Genomic DNA, 23,470 nt, shown 5'->3' on the forward strand with positions numbered 1-23,470 from the left:
ATCGCCAATATCAAGACTTGGAGAATCCTCCACAACGACTACCGAAGACCCCTGAACACATTCAACACAACAATCACCGCAGTACTAGCCCTCATATTCACCTACAACACCCCATGAATAACCCTCAGTATATTTGTATACCTGCATGCGGGTTGATGCCGCATGAGAAGAGCCTCATGCCCTGTTGAGGTGGAAGAAACGCAATGATTCGTTCATTCTGATGAGCCTGAAGACTGAGGCGATTCTCTGTGTCTCCCGCGGTGCTGCCCTGAGTATTAGCACTGAAATGGTTGAGCGACGTCGAGGAAAAGGCGTGCGCCCGCGAATCGAGCTAATGGCCGCATATCTCCCCGATCGTCGCGAGCAATAGAACCCGACTCGTGCCACGTGAGCACCCCGCGCACCCGCCCCAACCGGGAGGGGCCGGGAAACCTGCCCGTCAACGCAGTCCTTCACCCCTCAGTGGTGCCGGCGAACTGGGCGGCGTGCAGGCGGGCGTAAGTGCCGCCGCGCTCCAACAATTCGGCATGGGTGCCCTGCTCAACAATGTCGCCGTGGTCCATGACCAAAATGGTGTCGGCGTCACGGATGGTGGACAGGCGGTGGGCGATAACAAAACTCGTCCGGCCCTCGCGCAGCGCGCCCATGGCCTGCTGAACCAGCAGTTCGGTGCGCGTGTCCACCGAACTGGTCGCCTCGTCGAGGATAAGCACCGAGGGGTCGGCCACGAAGGCTCGGGCAATGGTGAGCAGTTGGCGCTCGCCGGCAGAGATATTCGCGGCGTCCTCCTCCAGGATCGTGTCATAGCCCTGCGGCAGGGCGCGGACAATGTGGTCGACGTAGCAGGCCTGCGCGGCCGCCTCCACCTCCGCATCCGTGGCCTCGGGTCGTCCATAGCGAATGTTCTCCCGGACGGACCCCTGGAAGAGCCACGGATCCTGCAGCACCATGCCGGTGCGCCGGCGCACGTCGTAGCGGGTCATCTCGGCAATGTCGCGCTCGTCGAGGCGGATCCTCCCGCCGTTGAGCTCATAGAAGCGCATGAGCAAGTTCACCAGGGTGGTCTTGCCCGCCCCCGTGGGCCCCACGACGGCCACCGTGTGCCCGGGCTCCACCCGCAGTGACAGGTCGCGGATGAGCTCGGTGTCAGGGGAGTAGGAGAAGCGCACATGCTCAACCTCAATGACGCCCGGGCCACTGGCGCGCTGGTCTCCAGGATGCCGGTCAACGGTGTCGGGCGCCTCTTCCGGGGCGTCGAGCAGCTCAAAGATCCGTTCGGCGCTAGCCGTGCCCGACTGCACGGCGGTGGCCATGCCCCCGAGCTGACCCAGCGGCTGGGAGAACTGCTGGGAGTACTGGATGAAAGCCTGCACGTCACCCAGGCGCAGGGAACCGGAGGCCACCATGGCACCGCCGATCACGGCAATGGCCACATAGGACAGGTTTCCAATGACCAGCATGATCGGCATCATGATGCCCGAGAGGAACTGGGCGCGCAGAGAGGCGCGGTAAAGCTCCTCATTCTCCGCGGCGAAGGCCTCGCGCGAGGCGGCGGTGCGCCCGAAGACGCGCACCAGGGCATGCCCGGAGAAGGACTCCTCGACGCGCACATTAATCCGCCCGGTGCGCGCCCACTGGCGGGTGAACGCCTTCTGAGAGCGCGGCCCAATCACCCCGAAGACCACGCCCATGAGCGGGATGATGGCCAGCGCCACCAGGGCCAGCCTCCAGGAGATGGAGAACATCATGGCGAGTACGCCGACGACGGTCAGGGCGGAGGTCAGGGCGCCGGAAAGCGACTGCTGAAGGGTGTTGGTGACATTGTCGACGTCGTTGGTCACCCGGCTGAGCAGCTCGCCGCGCTGCATGGTGTCGAAGTAGGACAGCGGCAGGCGGTGGATTTTGGCCTCGACCCGCTCGCGCAGGGAGTACATGGCCTTCATGGTGATGTGGTTGAGCAGGAAGCTCTCAAGCCAGTTGAGGAAGGAGGAAGCCACGTACAGGCCCAGGACCAGGATGAGGATGCGGGCCAGACGGTCGAAATCAATCCCGGCGCCCGGAACAATGTCCATCGCTGAGACCATGGAGGCGAAGTCGTCCATGCCCTGGGCCTGGAGGGCGGCCACCGCCTGATCCTTGGTGGTGCCCAGGGGCATCAGCGAGGAGATCACGCCCTCGAAGACGACATTGGTGGCTTGACCCAGCACCTTGGGCGCCGCCACCGACAGCACGACGCCGAGCACGGCGGACACGACAATGACCACCAAAGTCATTTTGTAGGCGCCCAGCAGCCCCACCATGCGGGTGAAGGAGGGCCAGAAGGCGTTGGCCCTGCCCGGGGGCGGCCCGGCATCCCAGTCGTTGGAGGCTGCCCGGGCCTGCGCGGCCAGCTCAAGGTCCTCTTCGCTCAGGTCGTCCCCGGAGTGGGCCGGGGTGCCGGCCGGGTTCTGCCCGGGGGCGGCGCCGTCGGCCCGGCCCTGCCCGCTGTGTGTGGGGGTAGTCATGCTGCGGCCTCCACTCCGAGCTGGGAGGTGACGATTTCGCGGTAGATGCTGGAGGTGGACAGGAGTTCGCGGTGCGTGCCGCGGCCTACCAGGCGGCCGGCGTCGAGCACCAGGATCTGGTCGACCTCGGTGATCGTGGACACGCGCTGGGCGACGACGATCTTGGTTACCCCGGCGGTGGCCGGTTCCAGGGCGGCCCGCAGGCGCGCGTCAGTGGACACATCCAGGGCCGAGAAGGAGTCATCGAAGATGAGGACAGTGGGCCGGCGCGCCAGGGCGCGGGCAATGGCCAGGCGCTGGCGCTGCCCCCCGGAAACATTGGTGCCGCCCTGGGCGATGGGGGCCTGGAGGCCGCCATCCATGCGGGAGACGAAGTCCTTGGCCTGGGCCACCTCCAGGGCGGCCCACAGCTCCTCGTCGGTGGCCTCCTCGCGGCCCAGGCGCAGATTGGAGGCCACGGTCCCGGCGAAGAGGAAGGGCTTTTGGGGGACTAATGTCAGCTGAGACCACAGGGCCTCGGGGTCGGCGTCGCGCACGTCAACCCCGCTAATGAGGACCTGGCCGCTGCTGGCGTCCAGGAGCCGAGTCAATAGGGTGACCACCGTGGACTTGCCCGAACCGGTCGAGCCAATGATCGCCGTCGTCGAGCCGGCGGGCACGGTGAAGCTCAAATCGGCCAGGACGCGGTCCTCGGCGTCGGGGTAGGCGAAGGAAACCTCGCGCATCTCCACCGTGCCGGGGGTGGGGAAGGCGGTGAGGGCGTCGGGCCGAGCGGTAATGGATGGCTCGGTGGCCAGGACCTCGCTAATGCGCTCGGCGCACACGGCGGCCCGGGGAATAAAAATCGTCATGAAGCTGGCCATAATAATGCCCGTAAGGATCTGCATGAGGTAGGCCATGAAGGCGATGAGGGTGCCGACCTCTACACTGCCGTCCTCCACCTGGTGCCCGCCGAACCAGATAACGCCCACAATGGTCACGTCCAGGAGCAGCATGGTCAAGGGGAACAGGAGGACGAAGAGGCGCCCCACGCGCTCGCCGACCCAGGTGATGTCGTGGTTGGCGGTCTTGAAGCGCTCAGTCTCGGCGCGCTCGCGCACAAAAGCGCGTACAACGCGGATGCCGGTCAGTTGCTCGCGCAGGATCCGGTTAATGGCGTCGAGCTTCTTTTGATAGGAGCGGAACAGGGGCACCATCTGGCGCACAATGAGACCGACGGCCGCCATGAGCACCGGTACGGCGACGGCGATGAGCCACGACAGGCTCGGGGCCTTCGACACCGCCATAATAATGCCGCCAATAGCCATCACCGGGGCCGTCACCAGCATGGTGCAACTCATCATGACTAGCATTTGGACCTGCTGGATGTCATTGGTGTTGCGAGTGATCAGGGACCCGGCCCCGAAAGCGGAGATCTCCCGCTCCGAAAACGTCCCCACCCGCTCGAAGACCTTGAAACGCAAGTCGCGGCCCATCCCCATGGCGGCGCGGGCGGCCAGCCAGGTGGCGATAATGGAGCAGGCGCCCTGGGCCACCGAAACCGCCAGCATGAGGCCGCCGATGCGCCAAATATAGGCGGTGTCGCCAGTGGCTACGCCATTGTCAATGATGTCGGCATTGAGGGTGGGCAGGTAGAGGGTGGCCATAACTTGGGCGAATTGGAGAACCAGGACGCCGGCGAGCAGGCCCGCATAAGGGCGCATGTGGATGCGCAGGAGCTGGATAAGCACGGCGCCGAGTCTACTAGCCTGACGCAGCGTGAGGGCAAACGGCGGGGCGCGGCATATGAACGCGGGTTTAGGCGGCAGACGCCCCCAGGAGAAGGCGCAGGAGAACAATGGCGCCCGCCTTGTCCAGCGGCTCGTTATTGTTGCCGCACTTGGGGGACTGCACGCAGCTGGGGCAGCCCGCGGCGCAGGGGCAGCGCTCGACGACGTCGAGCGTGGCGGCCAGCCACTGGCGCCCGGCCCGGTAGCCGCGCTCGGCGAAGCCGGCGCCCCCGGCATGCCCATCGTGGACGAAAACAGTGGGCGCCATGGTCTGAGGGTGCAGCGCCGTCGACAGGCCGCCAATGTCCCAACGGTCACAGGTGGCCAACAGCGGCAGCATCCCAATGGAGGCGTGCTCGGCGGCGTGCAGGGCGCCGGGCAGCGCCTCGGGCCCCAGCCCGGCCGCCTGGCAGGCCCCCTGCGGTACCGTCCACCACACCGCGGCAGTGGGCAAGACGTGTTCGGGCATGGACAGCTGGTGCTGGGAGACGACCCCCATCCCCGGCAGGGCGAGTTTGGCGTAACCAGTGACCTGGCTGGAGACCTCCACCGAACCAAGATTCCAGGTGATCTCCCCGCCCCAGTCTTGACGGTCCCGTTCGGCGGTGATCCTCACGCTGGAGCGCTCGCGGGCGCGGGTACGGTAGCCGACCGCCGTCCGGCGTCGCACGAGGGCCGCCTCCGCGGTGAGCTCCTCGACGACGTAAACGCGACCCTGGTGAATGTAGACGGCGCCGGGGTGGACGGTTAGGTCCGCGCTCGCCCCGTCCACGGTGCCCACCACCGTCCCGGTCCCGGCGTCGACCACCGGTACCGCGGGCGGCCCCTCCCCGCGCAGGGAGGTCAGGTCCTGGGGGCGGCCCGGCAGGTTCGCGTTCCAGAACCATCCGGTGGGCCGACGGCGCAGGGCGCCGCGGGCGGCCAGCTCGCCCAAGAGGGAATCATCGGGAAGCCCGAAGAGGGGCAGGTCCTCCTCGCGCAGGGGCGATTCGGAGGCCGCCGCGCACAGGTGCGGGGCCAGGACATAGGGGTTGGAGGGATCGAAGACGGTGGCCTCCGGGGCGGCGAAGACGGCTTCAGGATGGTGGATGAGGTAGGCGTCCAGGGGGTTGTCGCTGGCAATGAGGACGGCCACGCCCCGGCTGCCGGCCCGCCCCGCCCGCCCCGCCTGCTGGCCCAGGGACACGCGGGTTCCGGGCCATCCGGCAATGAGGACGGCGTCCAGTCCGGTGACGTCGATCCCCAACTCCAGGGCGTTGGTGGTGGCCAGGGCGCGCAGGCGCCCACTGCGCAGGTCGGCCTCCAGGGCGCGGCGCTCCTCCGGCAGGTAGCCGCCGCGGTAGGCGGCGATCGCCCCGGTCAGGGCGGGCTGGGACAGTCCCAGAAGATGGCGGGCCCGCTCAGCCACGACCTCAGCGCTGCGCCGCGAGCGCACGAACACCAGGGCCCTGGCCCCCGCGCCGAGCAGGTCCACCAGGAGCTCGGCGGCCTCCACCACGGCGGAGCGGCGGGCGGCCGGGTCCTCGGTGGGGTCCCCCGAGTCAGGGCCGACGGCGGTGGGCGCGCAGGAGCCCGCGTCCGTCGTCGCCGACAGAGCGCTGGTCGAGGCGCCCCAGGCGTTCCACGGGTCGCGCAGGGCCGGCTGCCACAGGGCCAGGGTGCGCTCCCCGGCGGGGGAGGCGTCGTCGGTGACTGCGACGACCTCCTCGGGACTGGCCCCAATGAGGCGGGCGGCCGTCAGCTGGGGCTCGGCCGCCGTCGCCGAGGCGCACAGTACGACGGGCCCGGGGCCCTGGGGGCGCAGGCGGCGCACAAGACGCAGGAGGCGGCGCAGCACGAGGGCCACATGCGCCCCCAGGACCCCCCGGTAAGCGTGGCACTCGTCGACCACCACGTAGCGCAGGGAGCGCAGAAGGCGGCTCCAGTGTTCGTGGCCGGGCAGGAGGGAGAAGTGAAGGAAATCAGGGTTGGTCAGCACGACGTCGGCGTGGGCGCGAACCCAGTCCCGCTCCGGCAAAGGGGTGTCGCCATCACAGGTGCCCGTGCGCACCGTGCGCACGGGGGTCGTCGTGCCGCCGGCCCCGGTGGGCGCGGTGGGGCCAGTGGTGCCGGAGTCCGGCTCCCGGGCCCGGTCGGTGACGGACCCGGCCGCGGCAATCCGGGCCCGGCCAGCGCCGCGCCCCGGGGCCCGGCCCCTTTGCACGGTCTCCACGACGGTGACGAGTCGTTCCAGGGCGGCGGCCTGGTCGGCCGCCAGAGCCTTGGTGGGGCAAAGGTAGAGGGTGGTGGGGCGGCGCCCGTAGGCCGAGATGCGCCCGGCGGAGGCGTCCTCGCGCTGGGCGGTCAGCACATCACTGAGGGCGGGCAGCCAAGCCGCCATGGATTTGCCTGAACCGGTCCCGGTGGCAATCACCGTGTGGCGCCCCGAGTGCACCGAGCTCGCCGCCTGCTCCTGGTGGGTCCAGGGCCTGGCGATTCCCAACTGCTGGTAGGCGGCCACAAGGTCGGTGTCCGCCCACTGCGGCCAAGAACCGTGGCGCCCGGAGCGCGCCGGAGTGCGCTCCATGTGGACAAGCCGGCCATCGCGCGCCCCAATGCGCTCCAGGAGCCCGGTGAGGTCGCGCGCAGTCATGGCCCCAGTGTGCCCCAGGGCCCCGCGTGAGGGGGCAGGGGGTCGGGTCCGGTTGGGAGGATGTCGGCCCAGGGCCCCGCGCGAGGGGACAGGCCCCGACGGCGCTCATTGGACAACACGCCGGCTTCCACCAACAGGATGATACGGTTGCAACCACAGGTGACGTGGCACACTTTGCATGTTATGCCCCCTTCGGGCAGGGAGAATCCGTGCCGGTGGTCGAGCCCGCTAGTCGGTTGCCAATCGGCGTCCGACTGGCCCGGTCGCACCCCGGAGCCGGTACCCGCACCCAGGGCCTGACTGAGAGGGGCATGATCACGTTGGCGAATGCTGCGGGAGCCGGCGGGCGCCTCAGGGGCGCACCTACCGGCTGTCCTAAGCCCGAGTCGCGCCCTGCTCCCCCCACCTCATCCCACATCCATCCCACATCCTCCTCCCCCTTCTCACTCCTCATCCTTAACTTCCCATCGCCGCGACCCCAGCGCGCAGACAAGGACCGACATGTTCACCGGAATCATTGCCGGCACCGGCACCGTCCTGGCCATTGAGCCACAGATCAGGCCCGGAGTCACCAGGCTCACCCTTGAGTGCGGATCCGTCACCTCCGACCTGGCCCCGGGGGACTCCCTGGCCGTTAATGGCGTGTGCCTGACCAGCACCACTCGTGCTGAGGCCTGCCCAGATGTTTTTGTCGCCGAACTCATGGGTGAGACCTTGGATCGCACATCGCTGGGCAGGCTCGCCCTCGGCGGGCGAGTCAACTTGGAGAGATGTGTTCCGCTCGGGGGCCGCCTGGACGGCCATATTGTCCAGGGGCATGTGGACGCCACCGGCAGGGTGGTGGCCCTGGAGCCGCAGGGCTCCTGGACCCGTATGCGCGTCTCCATGCCGCACGCGCTCGCCGGTCAGGTCGCACTTAAGGGCTCCATCGCCGTCGATGGCGTCTCCCTGACCGTGACAGCCGTGAGCGCTCCTTACGCCCCGGCGTCCTGGTTCGAGGTTGGACTCATCCCTGAAACCCTGGCCAAGACCACGCTTGGCATGGCCAAGATCGGCGACATTGTCAACCTGGAGACCGACGTTATCGCCAAGTACCTTGAGCGCCTGGTGTCAGTGGGTGCGGCCCCCAAGAACGCCCTGGAGGCCGTCAGCGCATAGTCCGGGGCGGGGCCGCCCGGGTGGCGCTGGCGGCCACCGGGGCGGGGTCGGTGGCCACCGGGGCGGGGCCGGCGGCCACCGGGGCGGTGCGGAGGTGCTGCGGCTGGCGGCGCGCAGCGACGAGTTCGGCCCGCGACTCGCCGGGGCGGTGCGTCGCGACACAATTGCAATGTGCGTCCAGGCCCCCGGGGCAGGCCGCCTCAGTCGCGGAATCACGTGGAAATCTCATTGTCGCCGGGGCGAGGTCCGTCCGCCGAAAACAAGATGTTGGGGTAGGAGAGGGGATTGACCCCTAGATTTGGTGTCGTTCGGGAGTAGAGTGGCAGTGGCACTGCCACACCGGCTCGTTGCATGGGCCTTGCGGCGGAGCCCGCCGCCCCACCACGGGACGACGCAATAGAGCACCCGGACAGAACCGAACCGATGGAGCCACACGTGTCTGACACCGCCCCCGCGACACCCTCCGCAGCGTACCTGGCCGCCGCCCACCCCGAGCTTGTCGCCCGCGGCTCAGCCGACTCCGCCGTCGCCAACGGGGACCGCCCCCTCATTGACGCGGTCGACACCATTACCGAATACCTCGACCGCTCCGACTGGCGGGTCAACGCCAACGCCAACCAGGGCTACTCCCTGGGGGGCATGATGCTCAACACCTCCGGGAAGGTCGTGGCCAACTACTGGCTGAGCCAGGTCTACCCGCAGGCCGCTGGAGACGCCCACCGCAACGGCGACATCCACATCCACGACCTCGACATGTTCGCCGGCTACTGCGCCGGATGGTCGCTCAAGAACCTCCTCCAGCAGGGCCTGGGCGGCGTGCCGGGCAAGATCTCCTCGGGCCCCGCCAAGCACTTCTCCTCGGCTGTGGGCCAGATCGTCAACTTCCTGGGGACTTTGCAGAACGAGTGGGCCGGCGCCCAGGCCTTCTCCTCCTTCGACACCTACATGGCTCCCTTCATCCGCCTGGACTCCATGACCTACGACCAGGTCCTCCAGTGCATGCAGGAGCTCATCTTCAACCTCAACGTCCCCTCCCGCTGGGGCACCCAGACCCCCTTCACCAACCTGACCTTCGACTGGACCTGCCCGGCCGACCTGGCCGACGAGCACCCCCTCATCGGCGACGAGCTGTGCGACTTCACCTACGGGGACCTTGAGGTCGAGATGGGCATGATCAACCGCGCCTTCATGGAGGTCATGACCGAGGGCGACGCCGAGGGGCGGGTCTTCACCTTCCCCATCCCCACCTACAACATCACCAAGGACTTCGACTGGGACTCGGAGAACTGCGAGCGCCTTTTCGCCATGACCGCGAAGTACGGCCTGCCCTACTTCCAGAACTTCATTAACTCCGAGCTCGACCCCGGCATGATCCGCTCCATGTGCTGCCGCCTCCAGCTGGACCTGCGCGAGCTCCTCAAGCGCGGCAACGGCCTGTTCGGCTCGGCCGAGCAGACCGGCAGCGTCGGCGTGGTCACCGTCAATATGGCCCGCCTGGGCTACCTTCACCCCGGCGACGAGGCGGGGCTACTGGAATCCCTCGATCGTCTCCTGGAGTTGGGCAAGACCACTTTGGAACTCAAGCGGGCCGTCATTCAGCACCACATTGACACCGGCCTGTTCCCCTTCACCAAGCGCTGGCTGGGCACCTTGGAGAACCACTTCTCCACCCTGGGCGTCAACGGCATGAACGAGATGGTCCGCAACTTCACGCACGACGCCTACGACCTGACCGATCCACGCGGCCACGCAATGTGCGCCCGCGTGCTCGACCACGTGCGCGACACCATGGTCCGTTTCCAGGAGGAGACCGGGCACCTGTACAACCTGGAGGCCACCCCCGCCGAGGGGACCACGTACCGCTTCGCCAAGGAGGACCGCAAGCGCTTCCCGGGCATCCTCCAGGCCGGAACCGACACCAACCCGTACTACACGAACTCCTCCCAGCTGCCCGTGGGCTACACCGATGATCCCTTCGAGGCCCAGGAGATGCAGGAGGAACTCCAGACCAAGTACACCGGCGGCACCGTCCTCCACCTGTACATGAACGAGAGGATGTCCTCGCCGCAGGCCTGCAAGGAGCTCGTGCGCCGGTCTCTGACGGCCTTCCGCACCCCGTACATCACCATTACCCCGACCTTCTCCATCTGCCCCACCCACGGTTACCTGCCCGGGGAGCACAAGACCTGTGGCAAGTGCGCCGCCCTGCACCCCGACGCCGAGCCAGTGGCCTGCGAGGTGTGGACGCGCGTCATGGGCTACTTCCGCCCGGTGGAGTCCTTCAACATTGGCAAGAAGGGCGAATACGCCGAGCGCACCATGTTCACCGAGGTCGCCGCCGGCGCCCACGGGACCGCCACCTCCCGGCTGAGCGCGGTGAGCGCGTGAGGACTCGCAACGGAAAGGGCGGGATAGGTGACGGACTGGAGCGTCGAGTCCTACATCGACGAGCTGGAGTACGCGTACGCGCTGAAGGCGGAGGCGGAGTCTGTGCGGCGCGGCGAGATCAAGACCCGCCGCCTCGATGAGATCGCCGCTGAGCTCGGCCTCGATGCCTGAAACGGGGGAGGGACGGGCTCGGCCCGTCAGCCCCGCCGACGACCTCCAGATCGCCGGTCTCGTGCCCCTGTCCACCGTGGACTGGCCGGGTCGCCTCGTCGCCACGGTGTTCTGCCAGGGCTGCCCCTGGAACTGCTTCTACTGCCACAACCGCGCCCTCATCCCCACCCGCACCCCGGGGGCGGTGCCCTGGGGGCGGGTCCGCGGGCTGCTGGCGCGGCGCCGCGGGCTGCTCGACGGCGTCGTCTTCACCGGCGGGGAGGCACTGCGCCAGGACGCGCTCGCCGACGCCGCCGCCGAGGTCAAGGAGGCCGGCTTCGCCGTCGGCCTGCACACCGCCGGCTGCTACCCGGGCCGACTCGAGGACATGGTTGCGCGCGGCCTCGTCGACTGGGTCGGGCTCGACGTCAAGGCCCTGCCCGAGCACTCTGAGGCGGTCATTGGCCGGCCCGGAGGAGTCAAGGCGTGGCAGGCCCTGGAGATCCTCGTGGCGGCGCGGGCCGGCGGTGGCCCGAGCTTCGAGGTGCGCACCACGGTCGTGCCGGGGGATGTGACCGCCGACGACGCCGTGGAGGTCGCCCGTCGCGTCCGCGACGCCGGTGCGCGGGTCTTCGCCCTGCAGCAGGCGCGCGGCGAGGGGACCAGCGGGGACTTCGCGGTCACGGCTCCCGGCTGGGACGCCCAGTGCGAGCGCATGGCCGAGCGCATCGAGGACCTGGGGTGGGAGCGCTTCACCTACCGGGCGGCGTGATAGTCGTGATAGTAAGGGGTCCCGAACAGGAGGGGGCAGGGGATGACTGGTCAGCGCATGGCGTATTCGAGCCGGACGCCGGGCGTGCTCCTGTGCGACGACGCCGATCGCCGTCGTCGCGCCAAAGTGTCACTGGGCGTGATATCCCTGGTACTGGCTGCCGGCGTCGCCGCGTTGTGGGCCTTCCTCGCATCGATGGTCATTGACGGTAGCGACAGTACGGATCTGGTTCTGGCCAGCGTCTTCATCGTACTCAATGTGGTGGCCCTGATCATGGCCCTGCTCCTGGAGTGCCTCATTATCTGGTTGGTGCCCCGGGCGGGCCGGTGGTGGCACCAGGTGGATGGCGGCGTGGGATTCGGCCCCTTTCGCGGCTTGTACGGCCTTGAGCAGTTCGTCTGTGGCCTGGCAGTAATCGCGTGCGCGGGGGTGCTCGGTGCGTCGTTGGTGCCGGAGCATATCGTCGTCTTCCTGGTGATCCTGATAGTGCTTTTCGTGATGTGCTCATGGCTGGTGCACCGGATGAGCATGCTCGCCCGGTTGAGTCTGGTGCTGACGCCGCAGGGAGCTTGGCTGTACTCCGCGCGCCGTTGGGTCTGGGTGCCGTGGGAGGACGGGCCGGAGGTCGTGGGTGTGGCGGCACTCGGGGGGCAGGCGCTCGTGCGCACGCGCAGGGTGCGCGAGCTGCGATTCCCCATGGGGAGGCTGCCCTTGAGCTATGCCCGTTTTCAGCACCTTATCGGCTTCTACGCCCGTCATCCCGAGTGCAGGCATGAGCTCGCCGCGGAGCCCGGCCTGGACCGGGTCAAGGACCTCATGGTCCGTGACCTGAGGTGGCTCGAGCAGGAGATGGGCTACCGCGCGCCGCAGGGAGGCCCGCCCTGGCCGCAGGCGCCGACGACGAGCCCCGGCCCCACCGCGTGACAGCGGGGCCCCGGCCCAATGCGACCGCGCCGTGAAGCGGCTTCGGGCGCGGAGGGCACCGCCGGCGGGGCCCGGGCCTGACGCGCCGGCTCCGCCTCGCAGTTGACGCCGCGACACCTATCCTAGATACTGGGTAAGCATTACTCAGTAACTATCTCGGCTCGTGCCGTGCCCAGGAGGCGCCTTGTCCGTCAAACACGCCCTGCTCGCCCTGCTCTCCGCCGGGCAGGCCGGCACCTATCAGCTGCGCAAGGACTTCGAGGCCTCCACCGGCTCGACCTGGCCGCTCAATATTGGTCAGGTCGCCACGACACTGGCCCGCCTGGAGCGCGACGGCCTGGTCGTGCGGCACGACGCAACGCCCGCCGGGCCCGCAGACGGGGCGGCCACAGGATCCGAGGGCCGAACCACGGGCGCCCGGCGCGAGGGAGCGGGGTCGGACGTTGCCGCATGGGCCCTGACGGAGGCCGGCCGAGCCGAACTCGACCGCTGGTGGAGCGCCCCGGTCCCGCGTCAGCACCCCGGACGCGACGAGCTCATGATCAAGCTCGCCCTGGCCACCACGGCGCCCGGCGTCGACATTGCCAACCTCATCCAGCGCCAGCGTCAAGCCGGCCAGGCCGCACTCCACGAGATCACCCGCGCCCGCCGCGCCGCCGCCGAGGACCTCGCCGCGACCCTCGTCCTCGACCACCACGTGTACGCCCTGGAGGCGGAATTGCGGTGGCTCGACGACATCGAAGGGCGCCTGGCCCGCGCACGCCACCAGGCGGCGACCTCCCGGCCCGCCCCCTCCGCCCGACCGCCGGCGGCCGGGCGCGCCGCCACCCCCGCCACGACCATGGGGGGCCCGGCATGAGCCCCTCGACCGCGCTCCTGCGCCTGGAGTCCGTCACCCGCATCCACGGGCACGGCGCCCGCGCCGTCACCGCCCTGGAGGATATCGACCTGACCCTGGAACGCGGCGAGTTCGTCGCCGTCATGGGCCCCTCGGGCTCAGGGAAGTCAACGCTGCTCAACCTCGCCGGCGCCCTGGACGCCCCGACCTCGGGGCGGGTCCTCGTGGAGGGCGAGGACCTGGCCGGCCTGTCGCCCACGGGGCGGGCCGACCTGCGCCGCCGCAGCATCGGCTTCGTCTTCCAGGACTTCAACCTCCTGCCCTCACTCACCGCCGCGGAGAACGTCGCCTTCCCCCTCGAACTCGACGGCATGGGCGCCGCCGCGGCCCGCGCCGAGGCGATGCGGGCCCTGGAGGGCGTCGGGGTGGGCGACCTGGCCGACCGTTTCCCCGACGACGTCTCCGGCGGCCAGGCCCAGCGCATTGCCATTGCCCGCGCCCTCATCGGCCCGCGGCGCCTCCTGCTGGCAGACGAACCCACCGGCGCCCTCGATTCGGCCACCGGCGGGGAGGTCGTGGAGCTCTTGCGGCAGCGCGCCGACGACGGCGCCGCGGTACTGCTGGTGACCCACGAGCCGCGCTTGGCCGCCTGGGCGGACCGCACCGTCTTCCTGCGCGACGGCCACATGGTCGGCACCTCAGCGGCCGAAGACGCCTCCGTCCTCCTGGCGGGCTCCGACGGCCCCGGCGCGGGGCAGCCATGAGGGCCCGCCTGCGCGCCCTGCGCCCGGTGGCGCGGCTGGCCCGCCGCGACGCCGCCCGCCACCGGACGCGCACGATCAGTGCCATTCTTCTCATCGCCCTACCGGTGGCTCTGATCGTGGGTCTGCTCGGGCTGGTGGCGGCCCACAGCTCGATGGCACCAACACGGCGGGCCGCCCTGAACACCATCCCCGACGGCGTCCGGGCCGTGGTCACCGGCACGGCCGTCAGCCCCCTGGCCGCACCCCTACAGCAGCGCCCCGAAGGTTTGAACAGCTGGATCGACGATCCAGACGTCGTACCGGCCGACGCCCAGGTCATCGGCGACGTCGTCCCCGCCGGGGATGAAGTGCACCAGTTCTGGACGAGCGGAACCGTCCTGGCAACCACCGGCGGTGGCTCCAAGCCCGGCGCGGTCGACGCGGCGGGAGCCGGATCCCTGCCTCCGGGAAGCGGCGACCTCCAGCGGGTCGCCACCACCGCCCTCACCGAGGCCGACCCCGCCGCCCTGGACCTCCTCCTGCCGGCCGGCGGCCCCCTCGTGCGCGGCACGGCACCGGTCACAACGGAGGACCTGGTCATCACCACCGCCGTGGCCGCGCGCACGGGCGCCGACGTCGGCGACGAGATCACCCTCATCGCCCCGCCCTTCACCGGCTGGTACTCCACCGACGGCCGCATCCGCGAATTCCTCGCCAATACGCAACGAGGATTCCGCGTCTCCGGCATTGTCGAGGCCGAGGAGGATGCCGCCTGGGCGTTGCCCGACTGGGTGGCCGGCACCGCCCGGGCGGACCCCGCCGGCGTCGACACCCACTTCCTCATCACCGGGCCCCAGCCGGTGAGCTGGGAGGAGGTCAAGGAGCTCAACGAGCACATGGCCATGGCCGTCTCCCGTGACGTCCTCACCAACTATCCGCCCGACGCCGAGCTCTACCCGGCCCAGGCCGATCCCGCCTCCGTGGTCCTCTACATTGTCCTGCTAGCCCTGGCCGCCGCCGGTGCCGTCGGACTGCTGCTGGGCCTGGTGACACCGGCATTCGCCGTGGCCGCCGAGCAGCAGCGCCACACCCTGGCGCTCACGGCCGCCACGGGCGCCCGGCCGCGGGACCTGCGCCGCACCCTGACCCTTCAAGGGGTGGGCACGGGCGTGGCCGGTGGCCTGCTCGGTTGCCTCCTGGGCGCGGCCGGGGCGACCGCCGTGGTGCGGCTGGTGATGCACCGGGACGACCCGGCCGCGCCGTCGTGGTGGATGGTGATCCTGGCGGTCGTGCTGTGCGCCGGCGCGGGGTGGTTCGCCACCGCAATCCCGGCACGGCGCGTGGCGCGCGGGGAGATCGTCGTAACTTTGAGGCGGCGGCCCGCGGCGGCCTCCTCACCGCAATGGGCGTGGCGCGGCGGGGCGCTCGTGGCCTTCGCGGTGGCGGTGGGATGCGCCATCGCCTCCCTGCGCGCGCCCCTGCCCAGGCTCCTGCCGGAGGAGAGCCACGGAGTCCCGGGTCCCGGGGGCGCGGTCGTCGCCCTGCTGAGCGGATCGCTTCTGGCCGCTGCCGTCGGACTGCTGCTGGCCATCCCGGTGCTGGTTCGCGCCGTCGCCTCCTGCGCCCACCGGGCCCCGCTGGCGCTGCGCCTGGCCCTGCGCGAGGCCGGTGCCAGGATGACTCGGAGCGCACCGGTGGTCGGTGCGGTGGCGGTCGCCGTCGCCTTGCTGGGGGCCGGGAGCATCATTCTCCCCTCCCAGGCCCAGAACAGTGAGGACTACATGACCAGTCTGGTCGGGCCCGGCAATCTGGCGATCGGACCGAAGGTGCCCATCAGCTCCGATTTCGACGCCGCCTTCATGGAATCCCAGGCCGCCGCGCTGGCCGAGGCGGGCCTCCCCGTCACGGGGGCGCTGCCGGTGTACTCGGGTGATCCTCGCGATGGCGGGGCGCATCTGACCGCGCTGCCCGCGCCGGGGAAGGCCTGCCACGGGGAGTACGAACTGCCCTCGACCGGATCGGTGCTGGGGCGCTCCGGCCTGGAGTGCGTGGACTGGAATCGGGGGCATCAAGACGGCCAGATGCTGCCCTGGTGGCTGGGAGACGCGATCCTCATTATGGAGCCCGACACCATGCGGGCCACGCGCTTCCCCGACGCCCAGCGGGCGGCGGAAACACTGGAGGCCGGGGGCGTGGTGGTCGCCGACGCGACCCGAATCGCCGCTGACGGAACCGTCGCCTTGGGGTGGACGGGCCAAGATGGGCGGGTCATCGACCAGGTCAGTCTTCCCGGATCCGTTCTGCCCCGTCTGGCCGCCGAGGCGGTCATGACACCGCAGACCGCCGCCGAACTGTGGCGCGATGGCGAGCAGGAGCCGATCTACGTCGGGGCGATCCTGGAGACCTCCCGGGACCTGACGCCGGCGGAGGTGGAGCGCGCCAAGGAGATCCTGGCTGGGGACACCGACCTCGTCATGGTCGCCGCGGGGGCCGATGCCGAGGCCAGTCCCTGGGGCGGGCCCACGGGGCTGGCGGCGCTGGGGGCGGCCGTGCTCTTCGCACTGTGCGCCCTGGCGGTCAGCCTGGCCCTGGTGCGCAGCCAGGCGCTCCCGGACCTGGTGACCATGCACGCCCTGGGAGCGCCCGCGGCGTTCCTGCGGCGCACGGCCGCGGCGCATGCGGTGGTCGTGCTCGGCCTGGGAGTGCCTCTGGGGGCGCTCATCGGGTGGGCCGGCGGCGCCTACGCAATGGCCTGGCGGCGCCGCATCTATCCCGACGGGTTCGGGCTGTGGCAGGCGCCCGCGGTCAGCTGGCTCATGCTGGGCACGGCGGCGGTCGTGGTGACCGCGCTGGGATTGGCCGTGGCCTGGGTGGCGGCCCGGCCGCCGCGCGGCCTGGTTCGTCGCCGCCTGGAGTAGGCGGGGCCGGCTGGACTGGGGGCGCCCGCTCGCCGGGGAGGGCGCCCCCAGTCCGGGTCGGCTACTCCTTAATGAGTTCAGCAGTCCCCACGCGCCGGATGCCCAGGTAGCTCAGCGCCGTCGCCGCCGAGGCCAGGGCGATAATCCCCAGGGCGATGAGGCCGGCGCCTTTCAGGTCGAGCGGCAGATCCACCAGGACAACCCCGAGCGCGCCGACCACGAGGCCGAGCAGCCGGTTGAGGGTCAAGGCGTCGATGAGGGCGCCGAGCGCCGCGCCCGCCGCGACCATGGGCAGGTGCTCCCACTGCATCTGGCTCACCAGCTGACCGGTGGTGTAGCCCAGCGCCCGGCACACGCCCATGTCGCGGCGGGCTCGCCGCAGCGACGCCCCGACGACCAGCCCGATGACCAGCAGCGTCATGACGACGATGAGCACCGTCAACGCCGCACTGATGACCGGCACTGTGGACATGTAGGCCCCCATCTCAGCCTCAACACTGGAGCGGTGGTCGGTCACGGCGCTTGCCCGCGCGCCCAGGCGGGCGGACAGATCGTCCACGACCCCGGCGCGATCAACACCGGGGCCGACGTCGGCGGCGATCGTGGTGTGAGTGAAGCCCGGGTCCAGGCGCTGATAGCCGTCGGTGCGCAGGTAGGCGTCCAGGCCCAGGAACCTGCCGGTCGACGTCAGACCGGTGACCACGAAGGACGCCGGGCCATTGCCCAGGTCCAGTTCAATGGTGTCGCCGCGGTCAACGCCGAGCCGCTCGGCCACGCGCCAGCTCAGGGCGATCTCATTGGCGTGGCGCGGCATGCGCCCGGACACCATGGGGTCGGCGGGCACGGCGTCCAGATCCGGTGTCACGGTGAACCCGATCACCATGTCGCCAATAGTGCGCCGGACAATGGTGAAGTAATGGGCCTGCTCCACCCCGCCGGTGGCCCGCACCGTGTCCAGGACGTCGTCGCCGGCCCCCTCCGGGGAGAGCTGTACGGCGATGTCCGTAGTGTAGCCGGCCAGGATCTCCACGGCCCGATGGCGGTCGCCGAAGAGCCCCTGCACCATGCCATGACCCGACACCGCCGCGAAGGCGATGACCGCCACCGTCGTCGCCGCCATGAGATGGTGCCGCATGTGCCGCTGCGCGCCCTTGACTCCCAACAGGAGCGGCAGCGGGCCCGCCGCGGTCGCCAGCGGCAGACGAGTCCGGGTAAAGCTGTGGGTGGGGGCGCCCTGGCGCAGCGCCTCAACCGTGCTGAGGCGGCGCAGCTGCCGCGCCGCCACCGCCGTGACCACGACGACGAAGCCCACCAGGACCGCCACGGTCAGCAGGCAGTTCACCAGTGAGAAGCTCGGCTCCCACGGCAAGCCGCTCTGAACCCGGAAGGTGCGGGCCAGGGCTCCCAGCAGGGGATAGGAGGCGGCCACGCCCACCCCGGCGGCCAGCGCCACCGTCACCACCTGAGCGGCGATGAGCGAGGCGAGGATCCCCGTGCCGGTGTGCCCGGCGGCGCGCAGCATGCCAATGGAGGGCAGGTCCGAGTCGACCGTGCCCCGGACCACGAAGTGGGTGACGATGGCTCCCACGAGCACCACAATGCCGGCCAGCGAGACCAGGACGGCGACGACAATATTGGTCGAGGTCATGGTGGCCTGCCGCGCCAGGTCCAGGTCCATGACGGCCATGAGCTTGAAGGCGCCGCCGTCGGCTTCCGAGCGCACCCGCATGGTGGCTTCTTCGGCCGCCTGGGCGCCCGCCGTCGGCGTGATTGAGCGGACCTGGATGATCGTGACCGGTTCGAAGCCGGGATCGGCGAAGGCTTCGAAGGCGGTGCGCTCCAGGCCGAAGGTGAGCCGACTCAGGCCCGGGGTGCTGCCTTGGCCGTACAGGCCCGACAGGAAGCCCTGAATGTGGAAGGTGCGCTCTCCCGCGGAAGTGGTGATGGTGATCGGGTCGCCCAGGGCGTAGTCCCCGGAGGCCTGGAAGACGTCGGGCAGCCAGATGCCGTCCGGCGGGGCGTCGGTGAGATGGTCGCCGCGAGCGACCGTGCCCATGGTGAAGGGCGCGTCGAGGTCGATGATGGTCAACAGGGTGGAGAACTCGTCGTCGCCCGTGGGCACGGTTGCCTGGGCGGCGACGGCGGGGATGGTCTCAACGACGGAGACCCGTTGGTCGTTCTCGAGCTCGGCGACGACCGCCTGAGCCTGGGGTCCGGCGGGGGCCACAGCCGTGAGGCTGGGGGTGTTCCACTCCTGGGTGAGGCGGTCGATATTGCCGGAGTAGTCGGTCATGAGGGCCAGGGCCGTGTTGAGCAGGGTGGCCGCCAGGAGTGTCAGGATGGCCAGCGTGATGGTCTGGCCGGGACGACGGCGCAGATCGCGCCTCACCAGCACGGCCATGGCGCCGTGCGCGCGGCGGGGGCTCACCAGCCCATCTCCTCGAGGAAGGCGACGAGGTGCTCCCGCCGCTGGGGATCGCCGTGAGGCAGGCGCGACAGGTCGAGTTCGCCGGCGATGGCGCCGTCGCGCAGGTACAGGACGCGCGAGCCGTAGGAGGCCGAGCGCAAGTCGTGGGTGACCATGACAATGGTCTGCCCCTGTGCGTTGAGGTCCGACAACAGGCCCAGGACGGTTTCGGACAGTTCGGAGTTGAGCTGACCGGTCGGTTCGTCGGCGAAGACGACCGTCGGGTTGTTGACCAGGGCCCGCACCAGGCACACGCGGGCCGCCTCGCCGCCGGAGAGCATCGCCGGGAACTTGCGGCGGTCCCGCTCCTCCAGGCCGACGCGGGCGAAGAGCTCGACGGCGCGCTCGCGGGCGGTGCGCCGGTCCTGGGTCAGGCGGGCCACGGACATGACATTGTCCATGGCGTCCAGGGAGTCCAGGAGAAAGGGCTGCTGGAACATGAAGCCGCAGTGGATGCGGCGCAGGCGGGCGAGGTCGTTCTCGCTGCGGTCGGTGATGTCCGTGCCGGCCAGGACCACTCGGCCGAGGCTGGGGTGGTCGAGCCCCGACAGCGTGTTGAGGAGAGTGGATTTGCCGGCGCCCGACGGGCCCATGACGACGGTGAAGGAGCCGGCCGTGATGCGCAGGTCGAGGTTGCGCAGGACGTGCTGCTGGAGACCGCCGTGGGAGAAGGTCCGCGACAGGCGCTCGGTGATGATGACGGGGTCCGGGGCACCCCCGGTGCCGCCTCGCGGACCGGGGCCGGCGACCGGGGCGTGCGGGGCCGCGGTGGCGGGGCTGACGGTGTTGCCGGTGTCGCCGGTGCTTGGCGTCATGGTGCTCCCTGTCGGCTGGCGAATCTGGACGGGTCACGTCCGACGATATGGCCGCGGTGGCGACGACCCGCTTGCGGAATCCTGACGATTCGTTGACGAAGAGGCGGTGATGCGCCATGGACCTCCGGGGCGATCCGCTGGCCGCCAGCGGGTCGGAGGCGGCTAGCGGGCCGGACGCGGGCGGCGGGCCATAGCGTCAAGCTCGGCCTCAGCATTGATGAACAGCCGGGCCGGGTGACGATGCCGCGGCGCTGGTGGCCGGGTCTGACGAGCAGATCCTGAACGTAGGCGATCGGGACGTCCTTGTCGACGACCCGGATCAGTCCGACGAGCTCGGGCTCGGAGCCGCCGGCCGTCGGCTGCTCGCCGTGGGCAGGACAAAGCCCCGCGGTGCCTAACTGGCCGGGGCCAGACAGAGGGCGGTTGTCCGCGGAGCGGTATACGCAGAATAGCAGGTATGTCCGCGCCTGTTCCCGCGCTCGAGGGTGCACGAACTGGTCGCTCGGATCACGAGCGTCACCGGCCTGTGCTGACACGCTGACGACCAACAGTTCGACCCCCCGTATCGCGAGCTGGCGCGGTGGGTATCGTGGCGCTCGCGTGTGGCGTTGCACGCTGTCCGCGTGCCGAGTACGACCCTTTGAGTCCGAGTACTCCGGTCTTACCCGGGGTCTTGGGGCTCAAAGGTTCATACTCGGTGCGATCCGCTGGCGGGCGGCAGGTCGGAGGCGGACAGCGGGTCGGAGGCGGACGGCGGGCCACAGCGTCAAGCTCGGCCTCAGTCGAGTGACACCTCAGCAGTAAGACGACGACCCAACGGGCGGCCATCGAGGAAACCAGGAAACGGAAGGGAAGGCGATCATGAGGACCACACCATTCAGGCAGGCCGAGGCCGAGGCCCTGGCCGCCATGACCCCGGACGAGCGCGCCCGCTTCAACGCCGCCGAGGCGGAGGAGGAGGCACGGCTCCAGCTCGCCGAGCTCGTATACACAGCCCGCACGCGGGCCGGGCTCACCCAGACCGAGTTGGCTGACCGCATGGGCTCCAAGCAGTCGGTCATCTCCTCCATCGAGAACGGAGGTCAGGTCCCTTCAGTGTCAACGCTCTGGCGTATCGCCCACGCACTGAACCTGAACCTGACCATCGACATGGCTGCCGCCAGCTGACCACGACCTGACACCCCAGTCGCCCACAACGCCCGGCCCCCGCCCCGCCCGGCCTCATCTGCCGGCCAGGGGCAGGGCGATGGTGATGCGCAGGCCCGAGCCCGGGGGCTCGACGTTGGCGGCGCTGATCGCCCCGCCCATGTGCTCCATGAGCCACGAGCACGTGAACAGGCCGATCCCCTGGCCGGGCGCGTCGCCCGCCCCGGCGCCGCGGAAGCCCCTGGCGAAGATCGGGCCGAGTTCCTGGTCGCCGACCCCCGGCCCGGCGTCGGCGACATCGACCAGCAGCAGGTCCCCATCGACCGCGGCCCGCACCTCAATGGGGGTCCCGGCGTACTTGTAGGAGTTGGTCAGAACATTGTCGAAGACCTGCGCCAGCCGGCGCGAATCGGCCGACACGAGGCAGTCGGGCAGGGGCTCGATCCGGGCGCGCCCCTCATAGTCGGCTTCATGGATGAGGGCGACCAGCTCGGTCGAACTGATCTCGCCGGGAAGCACCGTCAAGGCGTCCATCTGGTCCTCGTTGGCCCCGAACAGGTCCGCCACCAGCGACTCCAGCTGACGGGACTTGGCCTCAATGACGTCAAGGCGCGCAGTCGTCGCGGGCGACGACGCCGAAGCGCGCAGCACCTCGGCGGTGGCCGCGATGGAGGCCACGGGCGTGCGGATGTCGTGGCCGATCTGGGAGACGAGTTCGCGCTTGGAGGCCTCGGCCTCCTCCTGGCGCCGCCTGGCCCGGGCCAGTTCGGTGCGCATGAGGTCGAAGCTCTCCGTCCACGCCCCGAACACATTGGATCGGTCCATTCGCAGGGGCGCCTCCAGATCGCCGCCGGCGACCCTGGTGGCAAAAGTCCGCAGCCGCTCGAATGGCGCAACGATGCGCCGATGCGTGTGCGCCACGAGCAGTCCCGCGGCCGCGGTGAGGAGCACCAGGGCGCCGGTGGCCCACCGGGCCACGGTGCGGTTGGCGGCGGCCTGGCGCGCCACGGCGTCGTCGGCAACGTAGACCGTCGCCACCACCGAGTCGCCGACGATGAGCGGGGCACTGATCCACCCGCGCCTGGCGGCATCGACCGCGCCGCTTGGCACCGGCCCCGCCTCGCCCACGCCCACCGAGGCGATGACGGCGCCGTCGGGCGCCACCAGGGCCACGGGCGCGCCAACGGGTTCCAGGTCGGCGGCAGAGGGACTGGGCCAGGCGCCGGCAGCCGCCTCGACGGCGTCATTGAGGACGACGACGTCGGGCCGCGCCGGCTCGCGCAGCGCAAGATGCCACACGAGGGCGATCCCCAGGCAGGCCACGGCCGCAAGCGCCAGGATCCGCCGCCACAGGCGCATCACGCCGGATTCTCCGCGGCCTCGAAGAGGTAGCCCCGGCCCCATACGGTCCGGATGAGTTCAGGATTATTCGGATCGGCCTCAATGCGTGAACGCAGGCGGCGAATATGCACCGCCAGCGTTCCATCGGAGGTGAAGGAGTCGCCCCAGGCGGCCTCAATGAGGTCCTGTTTGGTGACCACCGAGCCGCGACGCCGCACGAGGTGGGTCAGCAGCCGATCCTCGGTGGCGGTCAGATGCACCTCGCGCCCGTCGACCCAGGTGCGCCCGGAGGCGGTATCCACGCGGAGGCGCCCGTCGTCGAAGAGGGTCGGGGCGGGAGCGGCGCGGTTGCGGTCCAGGGCCCGGCGCACGCGGGCGAGCAGAACCGCCAACGAGAAGGGCTTGGAGACGTAGTCGTCGGCACCGATGGACAAGGCGAGGATCTGGTCGTCCTCCGATGAGCGCGCCGAAACGACGAGGATGGGGACGGACATGGTGTTGCGCACCGCCCGGCAGAAACCGAATCCGTTCATCCCCGGCAGGTTGACGTCCAGGACGATGACGCCGACGGGCCCCTGTTCCAGGGCCTCCAGGCCGTCCTCGGCCGTGGTGACATGGCGGCAGCCGAGCCCGAAGGCTGTCAGGTAGTCGACGATGGCGCCGGCCAGCTCGGCCTCATCCTCGATGAGCAGGACATCGGTGTGCATGGGGACCTCCCAGACGCATTGTGGCACCCGCCCGCCCGTGCCCGGTGCGCCTCCCGCACGTGGACCATCCCGGGGCGAGCGCGGGTTCATGCGGTTCCGGCGGGGCATCCGGAGCATCACAGCCCGGTCGCCTCCTGTTCGTCGAGTGCGCTGCTTGCGCCGGGCGGACTATCAGTGTAGAACACTGTTCTGTTCAAA

16 protein-coding genes are annotated in these 23,470 nt (G+C 70.0%); 9 read left to right on the forward strand and 7 right to left on the reverse strand.

What is annotated here, in order from left to right; all coding sequences use genetic code 11:
* Positions 1 to 452: 452 nt before the first annotated feature.
* The 3 genes from EUC46_RS07540 to EUC46_RS07550 form a co-directional block, all read right to left on the reverse strand.
* Positions 453 to 2,504: an ABC transporter ATP-binding protein gene (locus EUC46_RS07540; RefSeq protein ID WP_128773566.1), complete on the reverse strand. Its 2,052-nt coding sequence runs from the start codon at positions 2,502 to 2,504 to the stop codon at positions 453 to 455.
* Positions 2,501 to 4,234: an ABC transporter ATP-binding protein gene (locus EUC46_RS07545; protein ID WP_128773567.1), complete on the reverse strand. Its 1,734-nt coding sequence runs from the start codon at positions 4,232 to 4,234 to the stop codon at positions 2,501 to 2,503. The genes EUC46_RS07540 and EUC46_RS07545 overlap by 4 nt, the downstream gene beginning before the upstream one ends.
* A gap of 67 nt (positions 4,235 to 4,301) precedes the next feature.
* A complete protein-coding gene (locus tag EUC46_RS07550; RefSeq protein WP_128773568.1) occupies positions 4,302 to 6,905 on the reverse strand; it encodes a DEAD/DEAH box helicase in 2,604 nt (867 codons plus the stop codon).
* A 501-nt stretch (positions 6,906 to 7,406) separates the two neighbouring features.
* Between EUC46_RS07550 and EUC46_RS07555 the strand changes: the two genes are divergently transcribed.
* The 8 genes from EUC46_RS07555 (at position 7,407) to EUC46_RS07590 (ending at position 16,796) form a co-directional block, all read left to right on the forward strand.
* On the forward strand, positions 7,407 to 8,063 hold the full coding sequence (locus tag EUC46_RS07555) for a riboflavin synthase (RefSeq protein WP_128773569.1): 657 nt from the start codon (positions 7,407 to 7,409) through the stop codon (positions 8,061 to 8,063).
* 423 nt (positions 8,064 to 8,486) lie between these two features.
* A complete protein-coding gene (locus EUC46_RS07560) occupies positions 8,487 to 10,451 on the forward strand; it encodes a ribonucleoside triphosphate reductase (protein WP_128773570.1) in 1,965 nt (654 codons plus the stop codon).
* A gap of 27 nt (positions 10,452 to 10,478) precedes the next feature.
* A complete protein-coding gene (locus tag EUC46_RS07565; RefSeq protein ID WP_241655473.1) occupies positions 10,479 to 10,622 on the forward strand; it encodes a hypothetical protein in 144 nt (47 codons plus the stop codon).
* A complete protein-coding gene (locus tag EUC46_RS07570; RefSeq protein ID WP_128773571.1) occupies positions 10,615 to 11,373 on the forward strand; it encodes an anaerobic ribonucleoside-triphosphate reductase activating protein in 759 nt (252 codons plus the stop codon). Before EUC46_RS07565 ends, EUC46_RS07570 begins: the two co-directional genes overlap by 8 nt.
* Before the next feature lie 42 nt (positions 11,374 to 11,415).
* Entirely contained in the window at positions 11,416 to 12,297 is an 882-nt protein-coding gene (locus tag EUC46_RS07575; protein WP_128773572.1) for a hypothetical protein, read from the forward strand.
* A gap of 184 nt (positions 12,298 to 12,481) precedes the next feature.
* Entirely contained in the window at positions 12,482 to 13,156 is a 675-nt protein-coding gene (locus EUC46_RS07580) for a PadR family transcriptional regulator (protein ID WP_128773573.1), read from the forward strand.
* Positions 13,153 to 13,899 (forward strand): ABC transporter ATP-binding protein, encoded by a 747-nt coding sequence (locus tag EUC46_RS07585; RefSeq protein WP_128773574.1) that lies wholly within the window; start codon positions 13,153 to 13,155, stop codon positions 13,897 to 13,899. Before EUC46_RS07580 ends, EUC46_RS07585 begins: the two co-directional genes overlap by 4 nt.
* Positions 13,896 to 16,796: an FtsX-like permease family protein gene (locus EUC46_RS07590; RefSeq protein ID WP_128773575.1), complete on the forward strand. Its 2,901-nt coding sequence runs from the start codon at positions 13,896 to 13,898 to the stop codon at positions 16,794 to 16,796. Before EUC46_RS07585 ends, EUC46_RS07590 begins: the two co-directional genes overlap by 4 nt.
* Before the next feature lie 61 nt (positions 16,797 to 16,857).
* Here the strand turns inward: EUC46_RS07590 and EUC46_RS07595 are convergent, their stop codons facing one another.
* Positions 16,858 to 19,224, reverse strand: coding sequence for an ABC transporter permease (locus EUC46_RS07595; RefSeq protein ID WP_128773576.1), 2,367 nt, complete (start codon positions 19,222 to 19,224; stop codon positions 16,858 to 16,860).
* A complete protein-coding gene (locus tag EUC46_RS07600) occupies positions 19,221 to 20,078 on the reverse strand; it encodes an ABC transporter ATP-binding protein (RefSeq protein ID WP_128773577.1) in 858 nt (285 codons plus the stop codon). The genes EUC46_RS07595 and EUC46_RS07600 overlap by 4 nt, the downstream gene beginning before the upstream one ends.
* 861 nt (positions 20,079 to 20,939) lie before the next feature.
* On the opposite strand from EUC46_RS07600, the gene EUC46_RS07610 reads away from it, so the two are divergent.
* Positions 20,940 to 21,245: a helix-turn-helix domain-containing protein gene (locus tag EUC46_RS07610; protein WP_128773578.1), complete on the forward strand. Its 306-nt coding sequence runs from the start codon at positions 20,940 to 20,942 to the stop codon at positions 21,243 to 21,245.
* A 54-nt stretch (positions 21,246 to 21,299) separates the two neighbouring features.
* Here EUC46_RS07610 and EUC46_RS07615 read toward each other — a convergent pair whose 3' ends face one another.
* Positions 21,300 to 22,583 carry a HAMP domain-containing sensor histidine kinase gene (locus tag EUC46_RS07615; protein ID WP_241655478.1) on the reverse strand — a complete coding sequence of 428 codons (1,284 nt, stop codon included), beginning with the start codon at positions 22,581 to 22,583 and terminating at the stop codon, positions 21,300 to 21,302.
* The gene (locus tag EUC46_RS07620; RefSeq protein ID WP_128773580.1) at positions 22,583 to 23,272 is read right to left on the reverse strand and encodes a response regulator transcription factor; all 690 of its coding nucleotides are present in this window, start codon (positions 23,270 to 23,272) and stop codon (positions 22,583 to 22,585) included. Before EUC46_RS07620 ends, EUC46_RS07615 begins: the two co-directional genes overlap by 1 nt.
* Positions 23,273 to 23,470 lie beyond the last annotated feature (198 nt).

This window comes from Actinomyces oricola (assembly GCF_004104015.1).
In the GTDB taxonomy this organism is placed as follows: Bacteria; Actinomycetota; Actinomycetes; order Actinomycetales; family Actinomycetaceae; genus Actinomyces; species Actinomyces oricola.

Bases quoted from the DNA above. Each gene is read 5' to 3' on its own strand.
- EUC46_RS07540 (WP_128773566.1), bottom strand. From the start codon at position 2,504: ATGACTACCCCCACACACAGCGGGCAGGGCCGGGCCGACGGCGCCGCC.
- EUC46_RS07550 (WP_128773568.1), bottom strand. From the start codon at position 6,905: ATGACTGCGCGCGACCTCACCGGGCTCCTGGAGCGCATTGGGGCGCGC.
- EUC46_RS07555 (WP_128773569.1), top strand. From the start codon at position 7,407: ATGTTCACCGGAATCATTGCCGGCACCGGCACCGTCCTGGCCATTGAG.
- EUC46_RS07560 (WP_128773570.1), top strand. From the start codon at position 8,487: ATGGAGCCACACGTGTCTGACACCGCCCCCGCGACACCCTCCGCAGCG.
- EUC46_RS07570 (WP_128773571.1), top strand. From the start codon at position 10,615: ATGCCTGAAACGGGGGAGGGACGGGCTCGGCCCGTCAGCCCCGCCGAC.
- EUC46_RS07575 (WP_128773572.1), top strand. From the start codon at position 11,416: ATGACTGGTCAGCGCATGGCGTATTCGAGCCGGACGCCGGGCGTGCTC.
- EUC46_RS07585 (WP_128773574.1), top strand. From the start codon at position 13,153: ATGAGCCCCTCGACCGCGCTCCTGCGCCTGGAGTCCGTCACCCGCATC.
- EUC46_RS07590 (WP_128773575.1), top strand. From the start codon at position 13,896: ATGAGGGCCCGCCTGCGCGCCCTGCGCCCGGTGGCGCGGCTGGCCCGC.
- EUC46_RS07600 (WP_128773577.1), bottom strand. From the start codon at position 20,078: ATGACGCCAAGCACCGGCGACACCGGCAACACCGTCAGCCCCGCCACC.
- EUC46_RS07610 (WP_128773578.1), top strand. From the start codon at position 20,940: ATGAGGACCACACCATTCAGGCAGGCCGAGGCCGAGGCCCTGGCCGCC.
- EUC46_RS07615 (WP_241655478.1), bottom strand. From the start codon at position 22,583: ATGCGCCTGTGGCGGCGGATCCTGGCGCTTGCGGCCGTGGCCTGCCTG.
- EUC46_RS07620 (WP_128773580.1), bottom strand. From the start codon at position 23,272: ATGCACACCGATGTCCTGCTCATCGAGGATGAGGCCGAGCTGGCCGGC.